This window comes from Streptomyces sp. HM190, from assembly GCF_009857135.1.
GTDB classification, from domain to species: domain Bacteria; phylum Actinomycetota; class Actinomycetes; order Streptomycetales; family Streptomycetaceae; genus Streptomyces; species Streptomyces heilongjiangensis.
In genome coordinates this window covers 3,713,031-3,727,348 of sequence record NZ_CP047318.1, presented here as the reverse complement: position 1 = coordinate 3,727,348, position 14,318 = coordinate 3,713,031, and the positions used below count along the sequence as shown (strand labels likewise).

Sequence of the window (14,318 nt, the reverse complement as noted above, 5' to 3'; positions counted from 1 at the left end):
CCCGTGCCTTTCCGCCGCCTGGTAGCGCGGTCCCCAGGTCGCGGGGTCCGGGCGCCGAGAGCTGTCCTCTTGCGCTACTGCGGTAGATGCCGACGCCCACGGAAGGGGGCGATCCGGCCGCCATACGGTCGCGCCAGCTCTGCGTCAGGCAGAGTTGGTCCGATCAAGTGCGCCTTCATCGTACAGGGGCACGAGTGGTTCACCCTGTGAAAATGAGCACTACCGGCGGCCGGGCCTCCGAATCGTAACGGTGTGAACGGTTCGAAATCTGTTGTCAACGCCCCGCTGGGCGGCCGGACCCGCCGTTGCCGTTCCCCGTGCCCAGCCATCCCGCGAGCTTGCCGCCCTGGCCGACGGCCCGCAGGCGGCGCTCCGCGCTGTCGCGGACGGGGTCGGTGGCGACGACGAGGAGTTCGTCCCCGCGGCGCAGCACGGTGGTCGGCAGGGGCACGAAGGACGTGCCGTCGCGGACGACGAGGGTGACGGCCGAGCCCGCGGGCAGCCGCAGCTCGTTGACCTCGACGCCGTGCATACGGGACCTCTCCGGGATGGCCACCGACAGCAGGTGTCCGCGCAGCCGCTCCAGGGGCGCCGACTCGATGCCGAGGTCGGCGGCCTCGTCGCCGCTGCCGCCCAGCCGCAGCTTGCGGGCCAGCCAGGGCAGGGTGGGCCCCTGGACCAGGGTGTAGACCACCACCAGCACGAAGACGATGTTGAAGATCCTGCGGCTGTCCTCGACGCCGTTCACCATGGGGATGGTCGCCAGGATGATCGGCACCGCGCCGCGCAGGCCGGCCCACGACAGCAGGGCCTGCTCGCGCCACGGGATCCGGAACGGCACCAGGCCCACGACGACGCTCAGCGGTCGCGCCACCATGGTCAGCACCAGGCCGATGACGAGCGCGGGCCAGATGTCGTCGGCCATCTCGTGCGGGGTGACGAGCAGGCCGAGCAGCACGAACATGCCGATCTGGGCGATCCAGCCGACGCCCTCGGCGAAGCCCCGGGTGGCCGGCCAGTGCGGCAGCTTGGAGTTGCCGAGCACCATGGCGGCCAGGTAGACGGCGAGGAAGCCGCTGCCGTGGGCGAGCGCGCCGGCCGCGTAGGCGGCGACGGCGATGGCCATGACGGCGATCGGGTAGAGGCCGGAGGCGGGCAGGGCCACGTGCCGCAGGGCCCATGAACCGAGCCAGCCCACCGCGAGGCCGATGGCGGCGCCGATCGCCAGTTCGAGGGCTATCACGCCGACCAGGGTGTACCAGTGCTCGACCGGTCCGGCCGTGGAGAGCGCGGCGACCAGGATGACCACCGGGGCGTCGTTGAAGCCGGACTCGGCCTCCAGGGTGCCCGTCACGCGCGCGGGGAGGGGGATCTTGCGCAGGACGGAGAACACGGCCGCCGCGTCCGTGGAGGACACCACCGCGCCGACGATGAGCGCCTGCCGCCACTCCAGTCCGATCAGGTAGTGCGCGCCCGACGCCGTCACCCCGACGCTCACCGCGACCCCGACCAGCGCCAGCGAGCTGGCGGCCGGCAGGGCCGGCTTGATCTCCTTCCACTTCGTGCCGAGGCCGCCCTCCGCCAGGATGACGACGAGGGCCGCGTAGCCGATGACCTGCGTCAGTTCGGCGTTGTCGAAGTGGATGTCCCCGATGCCGTCCTGGCCCATGGCGATGCCGATGCCGAGGTAGACGAGCAGGCTGGGGAGCCCGCTGCGCGACGAGATCCGGACCGCGGCCACCGCGACCAGGAGGACGAGCGAGCAGACGAGCAGGAGCTGGTTGAGGTCATGGACAGTCAGAGGGTCGTACCTTTCTCGCCGAACCGCACGTGGCCCCCGGTGGTGGGCTGCCGAGCCCCGGAAGCGGACAGGTGCGCGTGAGGGCATACGAAGCCGATCACGGGAACCGTGCTGTGGGGTTACTTCAGTGCAAGTACTTCGTTACCTTACCTAACTCTTGACGATTTCTTGACGCTTGCGCGTGCATGATCGAACGTCCGTCTGCGCCAGTTCCCGACTCCGCGTCAAGTCGTGTCGGGCCCTGCGCCTATGGTTGCTCCAGCGTTCAGTACAAAGCACAGCCCGACCTGCCGCTCGTGTTAGGACAGCAAGGACAGCGATGCCCCCCAACACCACCGCCTCCTCCGGCCAGCAGTCCGGCAAGTCCGGCAGGAAGAAGGGGCGCAAAGTACGCCTTCTCCTGATCGTCCTGGTTCTGGCCCTCATCGGCGGCGTCGGCTTCGGGGCGTTCTGGTCGATCAGCACGGTCCGCGCCTCGTTCCCGCAGACCAAGGGCTCCATAACCCTGGAGGGCCTGTCCGGCCCGGTCGACGTCAAGCGCGACGGCTACGGGATCCCGCAGATCTACGCCTCCTCCGACGCGGACCTGTTCATGGCGCAGGGCTACGTCCAGGCGCAGGACCGGTTCTACGAGATGGACGTGCGCCGCCACATGACGGCCGGGCGCCTCTCGGAGATGTTCGGCGAGGGCCAGATCGACAACGACGAGTTCCTGCGCACCCTGGGCTGGCACCGCGTCGCCGAGGAGGAGTACAAGTCCACGATCTCGGCCGAGACGAAGAAGTACCTCGACGCGTACGCCAAGGGGGTCAACGCCTACCTCGCCGGCAAGGACGGCGAGGAGATCTCCCTGGAGTACGCGGCCCTCGGCTTCGCCAACGACTACCGGCCCGAGGAGTGGACCCCGATCGACTCCCTGGCCTGGCTGAAGGCCATGGCCTGGGACCTGCGCGGCAACATGCAGGACGAGATCGACCGGGCCCTGATGACCAGCCGCCTCGGCCCCAAGCAGATCGCCGACCTGTACCCGCAGTACCCGTACGACCGCAACAAGGCGATCGTCCAGGAGGGCGCGTACGACGAGCTGACCCAGACCTGGACCGACGGCTCGGGCACCTCGCAGTCCGCCGGCGGCTCCACGCAGGGCACGGGCGGCACCGGCACGGGCGGCGCGGGCACGAACACCGGCGGCACCGGGACCGGCACGGGCACCGGCGGCACCGGGACCGGCACGGGCACCGCGGGCGCCTCCTCCGACTCCTCGGCCGTCCAGACCCAGCTGGGGGGCCTCTACGAGGTCCTGGAGGACCTGCCCGAGGCCGTCGGCGTGAACGGCAACGGCATCGGCTCCAACTCCTGGGTCGTCTCCGGCAGCCACACCATCACCGGCAAGCCGCTGCTCGCCAACGACCCCCACCTGTCGGCCTCGCTGCCCTCCGTCTGGTACCAGATGGGCCTGCACTGCAAGTCGGTCTCCCAGAAGTGCCAGTACGACGTCGCCGGCTACACCTTCGCCGGGATGCCGGGCGTGGTCATCGGCCACAACCAGGACATCTCCTGGGGCATGACCAACTCCGGTGTCGACGTCACCGACCTGTACCTGGAGAAGCTCACCGGCGACGGCTACCAGTACGGCAGCAAGGTGCTGCCGTTCGAGTCCCGCGAGGAGACCATCCAGGTCGCCGGCGGCTCCGACAAGAAGATCGTCGTCCGCACCACCAACAACGGCCCCCTGCTGTCCGACCGCAGCAGCGAACTCGTCCAGGTCGGCAAGAAGGCCGGCGTCGACCGCGACGCCCCCGACCGCGGCGACGGCTACGGCATCTCCCTGCGCTGGACCGCGCTGGAGCCCGGCACCACCATGGACGCCGTCTTCGCGATGAACAAGGCCGCCGACTGGAACGGCTTCCGCAAGGCCGCCGCCCTGTTCGACGTGCCGTCGCAGAACCTGATCTACGCCGACACCAAGGGCCACATCGGGTACCAGCTGCCCGGCAAGATCCCCACCCGCGGCAAGGGTGACGGCTCGGTCCCCGCACCGGGCTGGGACACCCGGTACCGCTGGAACGGCTGGATCGACCAGGACGAACTGCCCTACGAGTACGACCCGGACCGCGGCTACATCGTCACCGCCAACCAGGCCGTCGTCGACGAGAAGTACCCGTACACGCTCACCACCGACTGGGGCTACGGCACGCGCGCGCAGCGCATCACCAGCCTGATCGAGTCGAAGATCAAGGGCGGCGGGAAGATCTCCACCGAGGACATGCGCCAGATGCAGATGGACAACAGCAGCGAGATCGCCAAGCTGCTCGTCCCGCTGCTGCTGAAGATCGACGTCAAGGACAAGCACATCCGGGAGGCGCAGAAGCTCCTGGAGGGCTGGGACTACACCCAGGACGCCGACTCGGCGGCCGCCGCGTACTTCAACTCGGTCTGGCGCAACATCCTCAAGCTCGCCTTCGGCAACAAGCTGCCCAAGGAGCTGCGGGTCAAGGGACAGTGCCTGTCCGTCGAGCCGGTCGACAGCACCGGTCCCGCCGACGAGGACCGCCGGGTGCGCGAGTGCGGCAAGCGCGACGCCGACCAGGCGCAGCCGGACGGCGGCGACCGCTGGTTCGAGGTGGTCCGCCGGATCATCGACGACCAGGACAACGCCTGGTGGTCCACCCCGGCGCTGCGCAACCAGGACGCCGCCGACACCCGCGACGAGCTGTTCGCGCGGGCCATGCGCGACGCCCGCTGGGAGCTGACCGCCAAGCTCGGCAAGGACATCGACACCTGGAGCTGGGGCCGCCTGCACCGGCTGTTCCTGAAGAACCAGACGCTCGGCACCGAGGGGCCCGGCCTCGTGAAGTACCTGCTCAACCGCGGTCCGTGGAAGCTCGGCGGCGGCGAGGGCACCGTCAACGCCACCGGCTGGAACGCGGCGGGCGGCTACGAGGTGGTGTGGGTGCCGTCGATGCGGATGATCGTGAACCTCGGGGACCTCGACAAGTCCAAGTGGATCAACGTGACCGGGGCGTCGGGCCACGCGTACAACGCGCACTACACGGACCAGACCGGCAAGTGGGCCAAGGGCGAGCTGCTCACCTGGTCCTTCAGCGACAAGGCGGTCCAGGAGAGCACGAGTGACACGCTGCTGCTGAAGCCGTGACCGGCTGACCGCGCGGAACACACGGAAGCGGCCCCCGCACACGCGTGGGGGCCGCTTCCGCGTGTGCGGTCACCGGAAGCGGCGCACCCCCGACGGCGTCACCGCCGCGTGCACCGGGCGGTCGTGCGGCTCCTCCGGGACCCGGTCCACGACCTCCGTGTCGTACAGCAGCACCACCAGCGCCGGGTCGGCGCCCGCGCGCTCCAGTCGCGCGAGGACACGGTCGTACGAGCCGCCGCCCCTGCCCAGCCGCATCCCGCGCGCGTCCACGGCGAGCCCGGGCAGGAGGACGACGTCGGCGGTGGTCACCGCGTCGGGGCCGAGGCGCTCGCCGGCGGGTTCCAGGAGCTCCATGCGGCCGCCGCCGTGCCGCACGGGCGCGAGGGAGCCCGCTCCCTCGTACACGCCCCAGTCGAGGTCGTTGTCCGGCAGGAGGGCCGGCAGCAGGACGCGCACCCCCCGCGCGCGGAGCATGTCGAGGAGCGCGAGGGTTCCCGGTTCGCGCCCCACGGAGACGTACGCCGCGACCGTGCGCGCCTGCGCCAGTTCGGGCAGACCGAGGGCCCGGCCGGCCAGGGCGTCCGCCGATATCCGCACGTCATCGTCCGTCAACCCGTTCCTCACCGCGAGGAACTCTGTGCGCAACGTTCTCTTGGGAGGCTTTGCTTCACGACCCATCTGGCTCACAGGTTGCTCCAGTACCCTTCTAATCTGCTCATATGAGAGCGAATTAACCGGAGCCACAGAATCTTCCTAAAGGCACCGGATATGGTTGCGGACATGACTGAGGCGAACCCCAGGATCAGTAAGGCTGTCATTCCCGCCGCGGGTCTCGGCACTCGCTTTCTCCCGGCCACCAAAGCCACTCCGAAGGAGATGCTGCCGGTCGTGGACAAGCCGGCGATCCAGTACGTGGTGGAAGAGGCCGCGGCGGCGGGGCTCGACGACGTCCTGATGATCACCGGACGCAACAAGCGTCCCCTTGAGGACCACTTCGACCGCAACCACGAGCTGGAGTCGGCCCTGGAGCGGAAGGGCGACGGCAGCAAGCTCGCCAAGGTCCAGGAGTCCAGCGACCTCGCGACCATCCACTACGTCCGCCAGGGCGACCCCAGGGGCCTCGGTCACGCCGTCCTGTGCGCCGCACCCCACGTGGGCAACGAGCCCTTCGCGGTCCTCCTCGGCGACGACCTGATCGACCCCCGCGACCCGCTCCTCCAGCGCATGGTCGAGATCCAGGAGCTGCACGGCGGCAGCGTCATCGCCCTCATGGAGGTCGCCCCCGAGCAGATCCACCTCTACGGCTGCGCCGCCGTCGAGCGCACCGAGGACGGCGACGTCGTCAAGGTCACGGGCCTGGTCGAGAAGCCCGACCCGGCCGACGCCCCGTCGAACTACGCGATCATCGGCCGCTATGTCCTCGCCCCGCAGATCTTCGACGTCCTGCGCAAGACCGAGCCGGGCCGCGGCGGCGAGATCCAGCTCACCGACGCCCTCCAGCAGCTCGCCGCGGACGAGAAGGTCGGCGGCCCCGTGCACGGCGTGGTCTTCAAGGGCCGCCGCTATGACACCGGGGACCGTGGCGACTATCTGCGTGCCATTGTCAGACTCGCGTGCGAACGTGAAGACCTGGGCCCGGACTTCCGGACCTGGCTTCGTAGTTTCGTAGCCGAGGAGATGTAGCCACTTTGAGCAGCGCCGCGACCCGCGCCACCGACCGTGACCACCTGTGGTCGGTGACCGAGCACCTGGAGGACGTCCTCGCCACCGTCCGCCCCCTGGAACCCATCGAGCTGCAGCTCCTCGACGCCCAGGGCTGCGTCCTGGTCGAGGACGTCACGGTGCCGGTGTCGCTGCCGCCGTTCGACAACAGCTCCATGGACGGGTACGCGGTGCGGGTCGCCGATGTCGCGGGCGCGAGCGAGGAGTTCCCGGCCGTGCTCACGGTCGTCGGGGACGTGGCGGCGGGCGCGGCCGAACAGCCCCACGTGGGGCCCGGCGAGGCCGCCCGCATCATGACCGGTGCCCCCCTGCCGCCCGGCGCCGAGACCGTCATCCCCGTGGAGTGGACCGACGGCGGCCTCGGCGAGGGCCCCGTCTTCGGGATGCGCGCCCGCAGCGCGAGCCCCGACGACGCCACCGGCCAGGTCGCCGTGCACCGCGGTGCCGAGGCACGCGCGCACGTCCGCGCGAAGGGCAGCGACGTGCGGGCCGGGGAGCGCGCCCTCGCCGCGGGCACCGTCCTCGGCCCGCCGCAGCTCGGCCTGCTCGCCGCCATCGGCCGCGCGTCGGTACGCGTACGCCCGCGCCCGCGCGTGGTGGTGCTCTCCACCGGCAGCGAACTGATCCCGCCGGGCGAGCAGTTGGCCGCCGGCCAGATCTACGACTCCAACAGCTTCGCCCTCACCGCCGCCGCCCGCGACGCCGGCGCGATCGCCTACCGTGTCGGCGCCGTCGCCGACGACGCCGAGACCCTCCGCGCCACCATCGACGACCAGCTCGTCCGTGCCGACCTCGTGGTCACCACCGGCGGCGTCAGCGTCGGGGCGTACGACGTCGTCAAGGAGGCCCTGGAGTCCGTCGCCGACGAGGACGAGGAGGGCGCCGGCATCGACTTCCGCAAGCTCGCCATGCAGCCCGGCAAACCCCAGGGCTTCGGCACCATCGGCCCCGACCACACCCCGCTGCTTGCCCTTCCGGGCAACCCGGTGTCGTCGTACGTCTCCTTCGAACTGTTCGTCCGGCCCGCCATCCGCACCCTGATGGGCCTGGAGGACGTCCACCGTCCGACGACCACGGCGACCCTGCGGGCACCCAAGGCGCTGGCCTCGCCCGCCGGGCGCCGGCAGTTCCTGCGCGGCACGTACGCCGACGGACAGGTCACGCCCGTGGGGGGCGCAGGATCGCACCTGGTCGCGGCCCTGGCGCAGGCCGACGCGCTGATCGTGATCCCCGAGGACACCGAGTCCGTCGAGCCCGGCACGGAGGTCGAGGTCGTCCTGCTGGGCTGAGGGTCCGCGGAGGCGATCTGCGCCCGCAGCGGTCCTGCTCGGCCGAACCGCCGAGGGTGGCGTACCGTGTCGCGCACAACAGGCCGCGCGCCGCGCCGCGACGGGCCCCGACCGGGAGCGCCACACCACCATGAGTACGCCGCAGGACCGACTGACCCACATCGACGAGGCGGGCGCCGCGCGCATGGTCGACGTCTCAGGGAAGGACGTGACCGCGCGCACCGCCCGCGCCAGCGGCCGGGTCCTGGTCTCACCCAGGGTGGTCGAGCTGCTGCGCGGCGAGGGCGTCCCCAAGGGCGACGCCCTCGCCACCGCGCGTATCGCCGGGATCATGGGCGCCAAGCGCACCCCCGATCTCATCCCGCTCTGCCACCCGCTGTCGGTGTCGGGCGTCAGGCTCGATCTGTCCGTCGCGGACGACGCCGTCGAGATCCTGGCGACCGTGAAGACCACGGACCGCACGGGCGTCGAGATGGAGGCCCTCACCGCCGTGTCCGTCGCCGCGCTCACCGTGATCGACATGGTCAAGGCCGTCGACAAGGCCGCGGTCATCACGGACGTGCGCGTCGAGGAGAAGACGGGCGGCAAGTCGGGCGACTGGAGCCGCTCATGACCGCCGCCCCGCACCCGTCCCCCGACCCCGCCCCGCACGGATCGGCCTCCGCCGTCGCCCCCACCTCCGCCGAGGGTGCTCGCGCCCCCTACCGCGCGCTCGTCGTGACCGCCTCCAACCGGGCGTCCGCCGGGGTCTACGAGGACAAGGGCGGGCCGCTGATCGCCGAAGGGCTGACGCGGTTCGGGTTCGCCGTGGAGGGCCCGCAGGTGGTGCCCGACGGGGACCCCGTGGAGGCGGCGCTGCGCGCGGGCGTGGCCGCCGGGTACGACGTGATCGTGACGACCGGCGGTACGGGCCTGTCGCCCACCGACCGCACCCCCGAGGCGACCCGCGCGCTCCTCGACCACGAGGTGCCCGGCATCCCCGAGGCGATCCGGGCGTACGGCCGGGACAAGGTGCCCACGGCGGCGCTCTCCCGGGGCCTCGCGGGAGTCGCCGGCCGCACCCTGATCGTCAACCTGCCGGGCTCCACCGGCGGTGTACGGGACGGTCTGGCCGTCCTGGAAACCCTGCTCACCCATGCCGTCGACCAGATCTGCGGCGGGGACCACCCGAGGTCGGCCGACGGCGCGGGCGCCCCGGCCGCCGAGCGGCACGAGCGGTCCTCCGGACCTCACGGGGGTGCGAGCTGAACAGCCCATCCTGGCCCGTGGTCCTGGTGGACGGCGATGTGGTCCTTCGGCCCATAAAGATGCGCGACCAGCGGGCCTGGCGCGAGGTCAACCGGCGCAACCGGGACTGGCTGCGGCCCTGGGAGGCCACCATCCCGCCGCCCACACCGAGCGGGCCCATCGCGCACCGGCCGACGTACCGTCAGATGGTCCGCCATCTGCGGGCGGAGGCGAACGCGGGCCGGATGCTGCCGTTCGTCATCGAGTACCAGGGGCGGCTGGTCGGGCAGTTGACGGTCGCGGGGATCACCTGGGGCTCGATGTGCTCCGGGCACGTCGGCTACTGGATCGACGAGTCGGTGGCCGGGCGCGGGGTGATGCCGACATCGGTGGCGCTCGTCGTCGACCACTGCTTCAGAACCGTCGGACTGCACCGCATCGAGGTCTGCATTCGCCCCGAGAACCGGCCCAGTCGGCGGGTCGTGGAGAAACTCGGATTCCGCGAGGAAGGGCTTCGCCCACGGTATCTCCACATTGACGGCGCCTGGCGTGATCATCTGGTCTTCGCCCTCACCGCCGAAGAGGTCCCCGAGGGGCTGCTGGCCCGTTGGCGGCGCGAACGGGCGCGGGACGCGCGCAACGCCGGATCCGACGCGGGCAAGCCGGGACCGACGTCATAAATAAAATACGTGTTCGAATTAAGGTGATCGCCCGGCGATCGAGTTGAACGACTCGAAGCGTTCTCGGTGCGTACTCGATTCGCTCTCGATGCGTGAAATTCCCGCTCTCAGCGGCCAGCTGATCGGATCGGTCACAAAAAAAGCTCGAAATATCAGCCAGATCGTGCGACACACCGGCCCAATTGGCGGATGGCCCCAAGCAAACCCCTCTACGGTGTGACCGTGAGCAGCAGCGGCCTCATCTACGCAGTCATCGTCGGGGCCTGGGCCGCCTACTTGGTGCCGATGTGGCTCCGTAGGCAGGACGAGCTGAACGAAGCCCGTCCGACGGAACGCTTCAGCACCGCCATCCGGCTGCTGTCCGGACGGGCGGGCATGGAGCGCCGGTACGCCAAGGACCTGCGGGCGCGCTCCACCGACGAGGGGGAGCCCGACGCCGACCCGGACGCCGTCACCGACTCGGTGGACGTCCGGGCCTTCGCCATGCCCCCGCACCGGGCGCACACGAAGGCCCAACTCCCCGTGGAGCGGGGTGAGTCACCGCAGCCTCCCCCACAGGCGCAGCAGCCGGGGAAACCAGCGCCACAGGGCAAGGCCGGCCCGCAGGGCAAGCCGGTGCCCCAGCAGCCCGGCGGTACGGGCAGGCCGATGGCCGCGCAGGCGGCCGCCGGGACGTCTGCCGGGGCCGGGGCGCACGGCGCCGCCCGCGCGAAGCCCCCGGCCGCCGCCTCGCCCTCGGTCTCCGCCGCCTCGCCCTCGGGCAAGCGGAAGGCGGCCGCACGCAAGGCCGGCTCGGCGGAGGCCATGGCACGCGCCCGGCGCTCGAAGGTGCTCGCGCGCCGGCGGCGCACCACCGTGATGCTCTTCCTCGCCTTCACCCTCGGCGCGGTGGTCGCCGCGGTCGGCGGACTCGCCTTCCTGTGGGCGCCCGCCGTCCCCGCGGTGCTGCTGAGCGCGTACATCGCGCACCTGCGCCGCCAGGAGCGGAAGCGGTTCGCGTACGTCATGGACCGCAGGCGGGCCGAGGCGGCGGCACAGCAACTCCGGGAGCGGCAGCCCAGGCGGCGGCCCGTGACCGAGGCGGTCGACGCCGACGAGCCGGAGGACGGGCCAGAGAGCGAGGAGACCAGGCCGGACCTGAACGCCCTCGCGGCCGACCGCCGGGCCCTCGTCGAGCAGACCGACCACGCCGAGTGGATCGACCAGCAGCGCGAGCGCCAGCGCAAGCCCGGCCAGGGCGAGAGCTGGGACCCGGTCCCCGTGCCGCTCCCCACCTATGTGACCGCGCCGGTCGCGCCGCGGGCCACCTCCGGGGTCGACCTCTGCGCACCGGACGCCTGGAGCTCCGCGCGCTCCAGCGCGGCCGACCCGCACGCCGGCGCGCGGGAGGCGGAGTCGGAGCCCGCCGCCGAGGAGGACCCTGCCGACGCCGGGTCGCCCGAGGCGGCCGACACCGCCGACACCCCCGACGGCGGTCGCTCCGACGCCCGCCGCGCGGCGTCCGCGCGCCGCTCCCGCGAGCGGGGCCGCACACCGCTCTTCGACCAGTACGAGGACGGCGACCGGCCCCGCGCGGCCAACGAGTGACTCCCGGTCCTCCTGTCCGTCCGCTCTCCGTCCGCTCCCTGACCAGCCACGAGCCGCCCGGAAGCGGATCGGCGGCCCACCCGGAACGGATTTCCAAGCAGCCGGATGGGGATGCTAGAGTTTCACTCGTTGCAAGGGCCTGTGGCGCAGTCCGGTAGCGCACCTCGTTCGCATCGAGGGGGCCAGGGGTTCAAATCCCCTCAGGTCCACGCAGCTCAGAGCCCCCAGTGGTAACCCCACTGTGGGCTCTGACGTGTTGTCAGGCCGTTACCGTGGGATCGCCTGCCATGGGATCACCTGTCGTGAGATCCCCTGTCGTGGGGTCGGCGGGCGGCGGGGCGGTGATCGTGTCGAAGTAGGGCCAGCCGTCCAGTTCGACCGTGTGGGCGGACGGGGAGCGGTCCAGTGCGGGGGACGCGGCGTCCAGGAGGCGGCGGACCGTGGCGGGTTCGTAGAGGTTGAGCCAGGTGCGGTCCGGGAGGCGGACCAGGTCGCCGGCCGCGAAGTAGCAGCTGGAGACGACCCGGTTCTCGGCCGGCGCGAAGACCAGGACCAGGCGGCGGCGGGGCCCCTCCGGGTAGAGGGTGAGCTTCAGCAGGCAGTGACCGTGGGTGCGGTGGGAGCGCCGGCGGACCGTCCAGTGCCAGGTGCTGTTCCCCACGACCATGCGGCGCAGGCGGCGGTTCTCCTTCACCCGGGTCACGCTAGGGGGCGCGGGGTGGCGGCGGCACGGGGATTGTTCGCGCCGCCGCGCCGCCCGCGTCCGTTCAGAGCGGCTTCGCGAAGCACAGGCTCAGTTCGTGGAAGCGGTAGTAGCCGAACTTGGCGCAGGGCTCGTAGCCGCTGGAGGTGTAGAGAGCGACGGCCTCGGGCTGCTTCGAGCCCGTTTCGAGGACCATGCGCGTACGGCCGGCCGTGCGGGCGTCGGACTCCAGCTCGGTCAGGATGCGGCGGGCCAGGCCCAGGCCGCGGGCCGCCGGGGTGACGTACATGCGCTTGATCTCGGCGTCCCCGTCCAGGTAGCCCTCGTCGTTCGCGTCCTGGGAGCGCCAGCCGCCCGTCGCGACCGGTCGGTCCTGGCCGTCGTAGGCGATCAGATACAGCCCGGCCGGCGGCATGAAGTGCGCCGGGTCGACATGGGTGGCGTCACCGCCGTCGCCGTAGCGGACGTGGTACTCGGCCTGGACCTCGTCGTTCAGTTTGACGGCGTCGGGGTGATCGAAGGGCACGGGACGGATAATCATGTTGCGGATCGTATAGCCATGCGTAGGGGAGGTTGGGTGGGTCCGTCGGATCTGGACCGGTTCCAATGTACGGGTATCGTGCAGCGGTGCTCACTGTGACCTCTGTGAACGTGAACGGGCTGCGGGCCGCCGCGAAGAAGGGCTTCGTGGAGTGGCTCGGCGAGACCTCCGCGGACGTGCTGTGCCTCCAGGAGGTGCGCGCCGAGCCCGGGCAGCTGCCCGAGGCGGTGCGGCAGCCCGAGGGGTGGCATGTCGTGCACGCGCCGGCCGCCGCCAAGGGGCGCGCGGGGGTGTCGCTGTACAGCCGGCGTGAACCCGACCGGGTGCGGGTGGGGTTCGGGTCGGCCGAGTTCGACGGCACCGGACGCTATGTCGAGGCCGATCTGCCCGGCGTCACCGTGGCCAGCCTCTACCTGCCCTCCGGTGAGGTCGGGACCGAGCGGCAGGACGAGAAGGTCCGGTTCATGGGGGAGTTCCTCCCCTACCTCAAGGATCTGCGCGAGCGGGCCGCCGCCGACGGCCGTGAGGTCGTCGTGTGCGGCGACTGGAACATCGCCCACCGCGAGGCCGACCTCAAGAACTGGCGCGGCAACGTCAAGAACTCCGGGTTCCTGCCGGAGGAGCGCGCCTGGCTCGGCCGCGTCTTCGACGAGGCCGACGGCGGCTACGTCGACGTCGTGCGCGCCCTGCACCCGGACGTCGAGGGGCCGTACACCTGGTGGTCGTACCGGGGCAGGGCCTTCGACAACGACAGCGGATGGCGCATCGACTACCACGCGGCCACCGCCCGGCTCGCCGGGAAGGCGGTCAAGGGGCTCGTGGAGCGTGCCGCCACCCACGCGGAGCGGTGGTCGGACCACGCGCCGGTGACCGTCGTCTACGACCTCTGATCAGCTCCGGGGGATCACGTCCGGCTACGTCTGCTCTTCCTCCAGGCCGGCCCGCCGCAGGCTGCGGTCCAGTGCCATCGACAGTTCGGCCTCCGCCACGCTCTTCGCCAGCGGGCGGAGGCGCACGAGGTCCTCGGGGGTGTGGCCGGGGTGGTGGAGTATCAGGTCGGTGAAGAGGGCGGCCAGGGCCTCGGCGTGGGCGCGGACCCGGCGGCCGGTGGCGAGGACGTCGGCCAGGGGGATGCCCTCGCGGACCAGGGCGGCGGAGACGTCGAGGAGGCGGCGGCTGATGTGGACGATCTCGCCGCCGTCGGTGGCGAGATAGCCGAGGTCGAGGGCCGCGGAGAGGTTCTCGGGGGTCGCCTGGTCGCCGAAGTGGTCGGCGAGGGCCTCGGGGGTGAGGCGGACCGGGGTCTCCTCGGTGGGCGCGCCGAGGCCCAGCAGTTCGCCCACGTCGCGGCCCTGGTCGAAGGCCTCGGCGAGTTCCGCGATGCCGTTCAGGGTGTGGCCGCGCTCCAGCAGCGCCGAGATCGTGCGCAGCCGGGCCAGGTGGGTGTCGTCGTACCAGGCGATGCGGCCCTCGCGGCGGGGCGGCGGGATCAGTCTGCGCTCCCGGTAGAAGCGCAGGGTGCGTACGGTGATGCCGGCCTCCCTGGCCAGCTCCTCCATGCGGTACTCGCGTCGCTCGCCGTCTGCTGCCACGCGGGAAGCCTATGTTGTA

13 protein-coding genes and 1 tRNA gene are annotated in these 14,318 nt (G+C 71.5%); 9 read left to right on the top strand and 5 right to left on the bottom strand.

The features are described from left to right. Window positions 1-274 precede the first annotated feature (274 nt). Window positions 275-1,888 carry a potassium/proton antiporter gene (locus tag GSY65_RS15660; protein WP_236579804.1) on the bottom strand — a complete coding sequence of 538 codons (1,614 nt, stop codon included), beginning with the start codon at window positions 1,886-1,888 and terminating at the stop codon, window positions 275-277. Between the two features lie 232 nt (window positions 1,889-2,120). Here GSY65_RS15660 and GSY65_RS15655 point away from each other — a divergent pair, with 232 nt between their 5' ends. Further along, entirely contained in the window at window positions 2,121-4,958 is a 2,838-nt protein-coding gene (locus GSY65_RS15655) for a penicillin acylase family protein (RefSeq protein WP_159768746.1), read from the top strand. Between the two features lie 69 nt (window positions 4,959-5,027). On the opposite strand, the gene GSY65_RS15650 is transcribed toward GSY65_RS15655, so the two are convergent. After that, window positions 5,028-5,636, bottom strand: coding sequence for a 5-formyltetrahydrofolate cyclo-ligase (locus tag GSY65_RS15650; RefSeq protein ID WP_159768743.1), 609 nt, complete (start codon window positions 5,634-5,636; stop codon window positions 5,028-5,030). 102 nt (window positions 5,637-5,738) lie between these two features. Between GSY65_RS15650 and galU the strand changes: the two genes are divergently transcribed. From galU to GSY65_RS15615, 7 genes are all read left to right on the top strand, one after another. Next, a complete protein-coding gene (galU, locus tag GSY65_RS15645; RefSeq protein WP_159768740.1) occupies window positions 5,739-6,641 on the top strand; it encodes a UTP--glucose-1-phosphate uridylyltransferase GalU in 903 nt (300 codons plus the stop codon). Window positions 6,642-6,646: 5 nt separating this feature from the next. Further along, complete coding sequence (glp, locus tag GSY65_RS15640) at window positions 6,647-7,969, top strand: molybdotransferase-like divisome protein Glp (protein WP_159768737.1); 1,323 nt, start codon at window positions 6,647-6,649, stop codon at window positions 7,967-7,969. Between the two features lie 130 nt (window positions 7,970-8,099). Continuing rightward, entirely contained in the window at window positions 8,100-8,582 is a 483-nt protein-coding gene (gene moaC / locus GSY65_RS15635; RefSeq protein ID WP_159768734.1) for a cyclic pyranopterin monophosphate synthase MoaC, read from the top strand. Continuing rightward, the gene (locus GSY65_RS15630) at window positions 8,579-9,217 is read left to right on the top strand and encodes a MogA/MoaB family molybdenum cofactor biosynthesis protein (RefSeq protein WP_236579802.1); all 639 of its coding nucleotides are present in this window, start codon (window positions 8,579-8,581) and stop codon (window positions 9,215-9,217) included. Before moaC ends, GSY65_RS15630 begins: the two co-directional genes overlap by 4 nt. Window positions 9,218-9,243: 26 nt before the next feature. Then, window positions 9,244-9,876, top strand: coding sequence for a GNAT family N-acetyltransferase (locus GSY65_RS15625; protein ID WP_159776006.1), 633 nt, complete (start codon window positions 9,244-9,246; stop codon window positions 9,874-9,876). A 222-nt stretch (window positions 9,877-10,098) separates the two neighbouring features. After that, window positions 10,099-11,463, top strand: a complete 1,365-nt coding sequence (sepX, locus tag GSY65_RS15620) for a divisome protein SepX/GlpR (protein WP_159768731.1) — start codon at window positions 10,099-10,101, stop codon at window positions 11,461-11,463. A gap of 135 nt (window positions 11,464-11,598) precedes the next feature. Further along, window positions 11,599-11,672 (top strand) — tRNA-Ala (locus tag GSY65_RS15615). 50 nt (window positions 11,673-11,722) lie between these two features. Here the strand turns inward: GSY65_RS15615 and GSY65_RS15610 are convergent. Beyond that, window positions 11,723-12,157, bottom strand: a complete 435-nt coding sequence (locus tag GSY65_RS15610; protein WP_159768728.1) for a hypothetical protein — start codon at window positions 12,155-12,157, stop codon at window positions 11,723-11,725. A 73-nt stretch (window positions 12,158-12,230) separates the two neighbouring features. Next, window positions 12,231-12,707, bottom strand: coding sequence for a GNAT family N-acetyltransferase (locus GSY65_RS15605; protein ID WP_159768725.1), 477 nt, complete (start codon window positions 12,705-12,707; stop codon window positions 12,231-12,233). 65 nt (window positions 12,708-12,772) lie between these two features. On the opposite strand from GSY65_RS15605, the gene GSY65_RS15600 reads away from it, so the two are divergent. Beyond that, window positions 12,773-13,597, top strand: a complete 825-nt coding sequence (locus GSY65_RS15600) for an exodeoxyribonuclease III (RefSeq protein ID WP_159768722.1) — start codon at window positions 12,773-12,775, stop codon at window positions 13,595-13,597. A 24-nt stretch (window positions 13,598-13,621) separates the two neighbouring features. Here the strand turns inward: GSY65_RS15600 and GSY65_RS15595 are convergent, their stop codons facing one another. Beyond that, the gene (locus GSY65_RS15595; protein WP_159776004.1) at window positions 13,622-14,266 is read right to left on the bottom strand and encodes a MerR family transcriptional regulator; all 645 of its coding nucleotides are present in this window, start codon (window positions 14,264-14,266) and stop codon (window positions 13,622-13,624) included. Window positions 14,267-14,318 lie beyond the last annotated feature (52 nt).

Excerpts from the sequence above, each read along its gene's own strand:
- GSY65_RS15630 (WP_236579802.1), top strand. The coding sequence starts at position 8,579 with ATGACCGCCGCCCCGCACCCGTCCCCCGACCCCGCCCCGCACGGATCG.
- GSY65_RS15655 (WP_159768746.1), top strand. The coding sequence starts at position 2,121 with ATGCCCCCCAACACCACCGCCTCCTCCGGCCAGCAGTCCGGCAAGTCC.
- GSY65_RS15605 (WP_159768725.1), bottom strand. The coding sequence starts at position 12,707 with ATGATTATCCGTCCCGTGCCCTTCGATCACCCCGACGCCGTCAAACTG.
- GSY65_RS15595 (WP_159776004.1), bottom strand. The coding sequence starts at position 14,266 with ATGGAGGAGCTGGCCAGGGAGGCCGGCATCACCGTACGCACCCTGCGC.
- moaC (WP_159768734.1), top strand. The coding sequence starts at position 8,100 with ATGAGTACGCCGCAGGACCGACTGACCCACATCGACGAGGCGGGCGCC.
- GSY65_RS15660 (WP_236579804.1), bottom strand. The coding sequence starts at position 1,888 with ATGCCCTCACGCGCACCTGTCCGCTTCCGGGGCTCGGCAGCCCACCAC.
- GSY65_RS15600 (WP_159768722.1), top strand. The coding sequence starts at position 12,773 with ATGTACGGGTATCGTGCAGCGGTGCTCACTGTGACCTCTGTGAACGTG.
- GSY65_RS15650 (WP_159768743.1), bottom strand. The coding sequence starts at position 5,636 with ATGGGTCGTGAAGCAAAGCCTCCCAAGAGAACGTTGCGCACAGAGTTC.
- galU (WP_159768740.1), top strand. The coding sequence starts at position 5,739 with ATGACTGAGGCGAACCCCAGGATCAGTAAGGCTGTCATTCCCGCCGCG.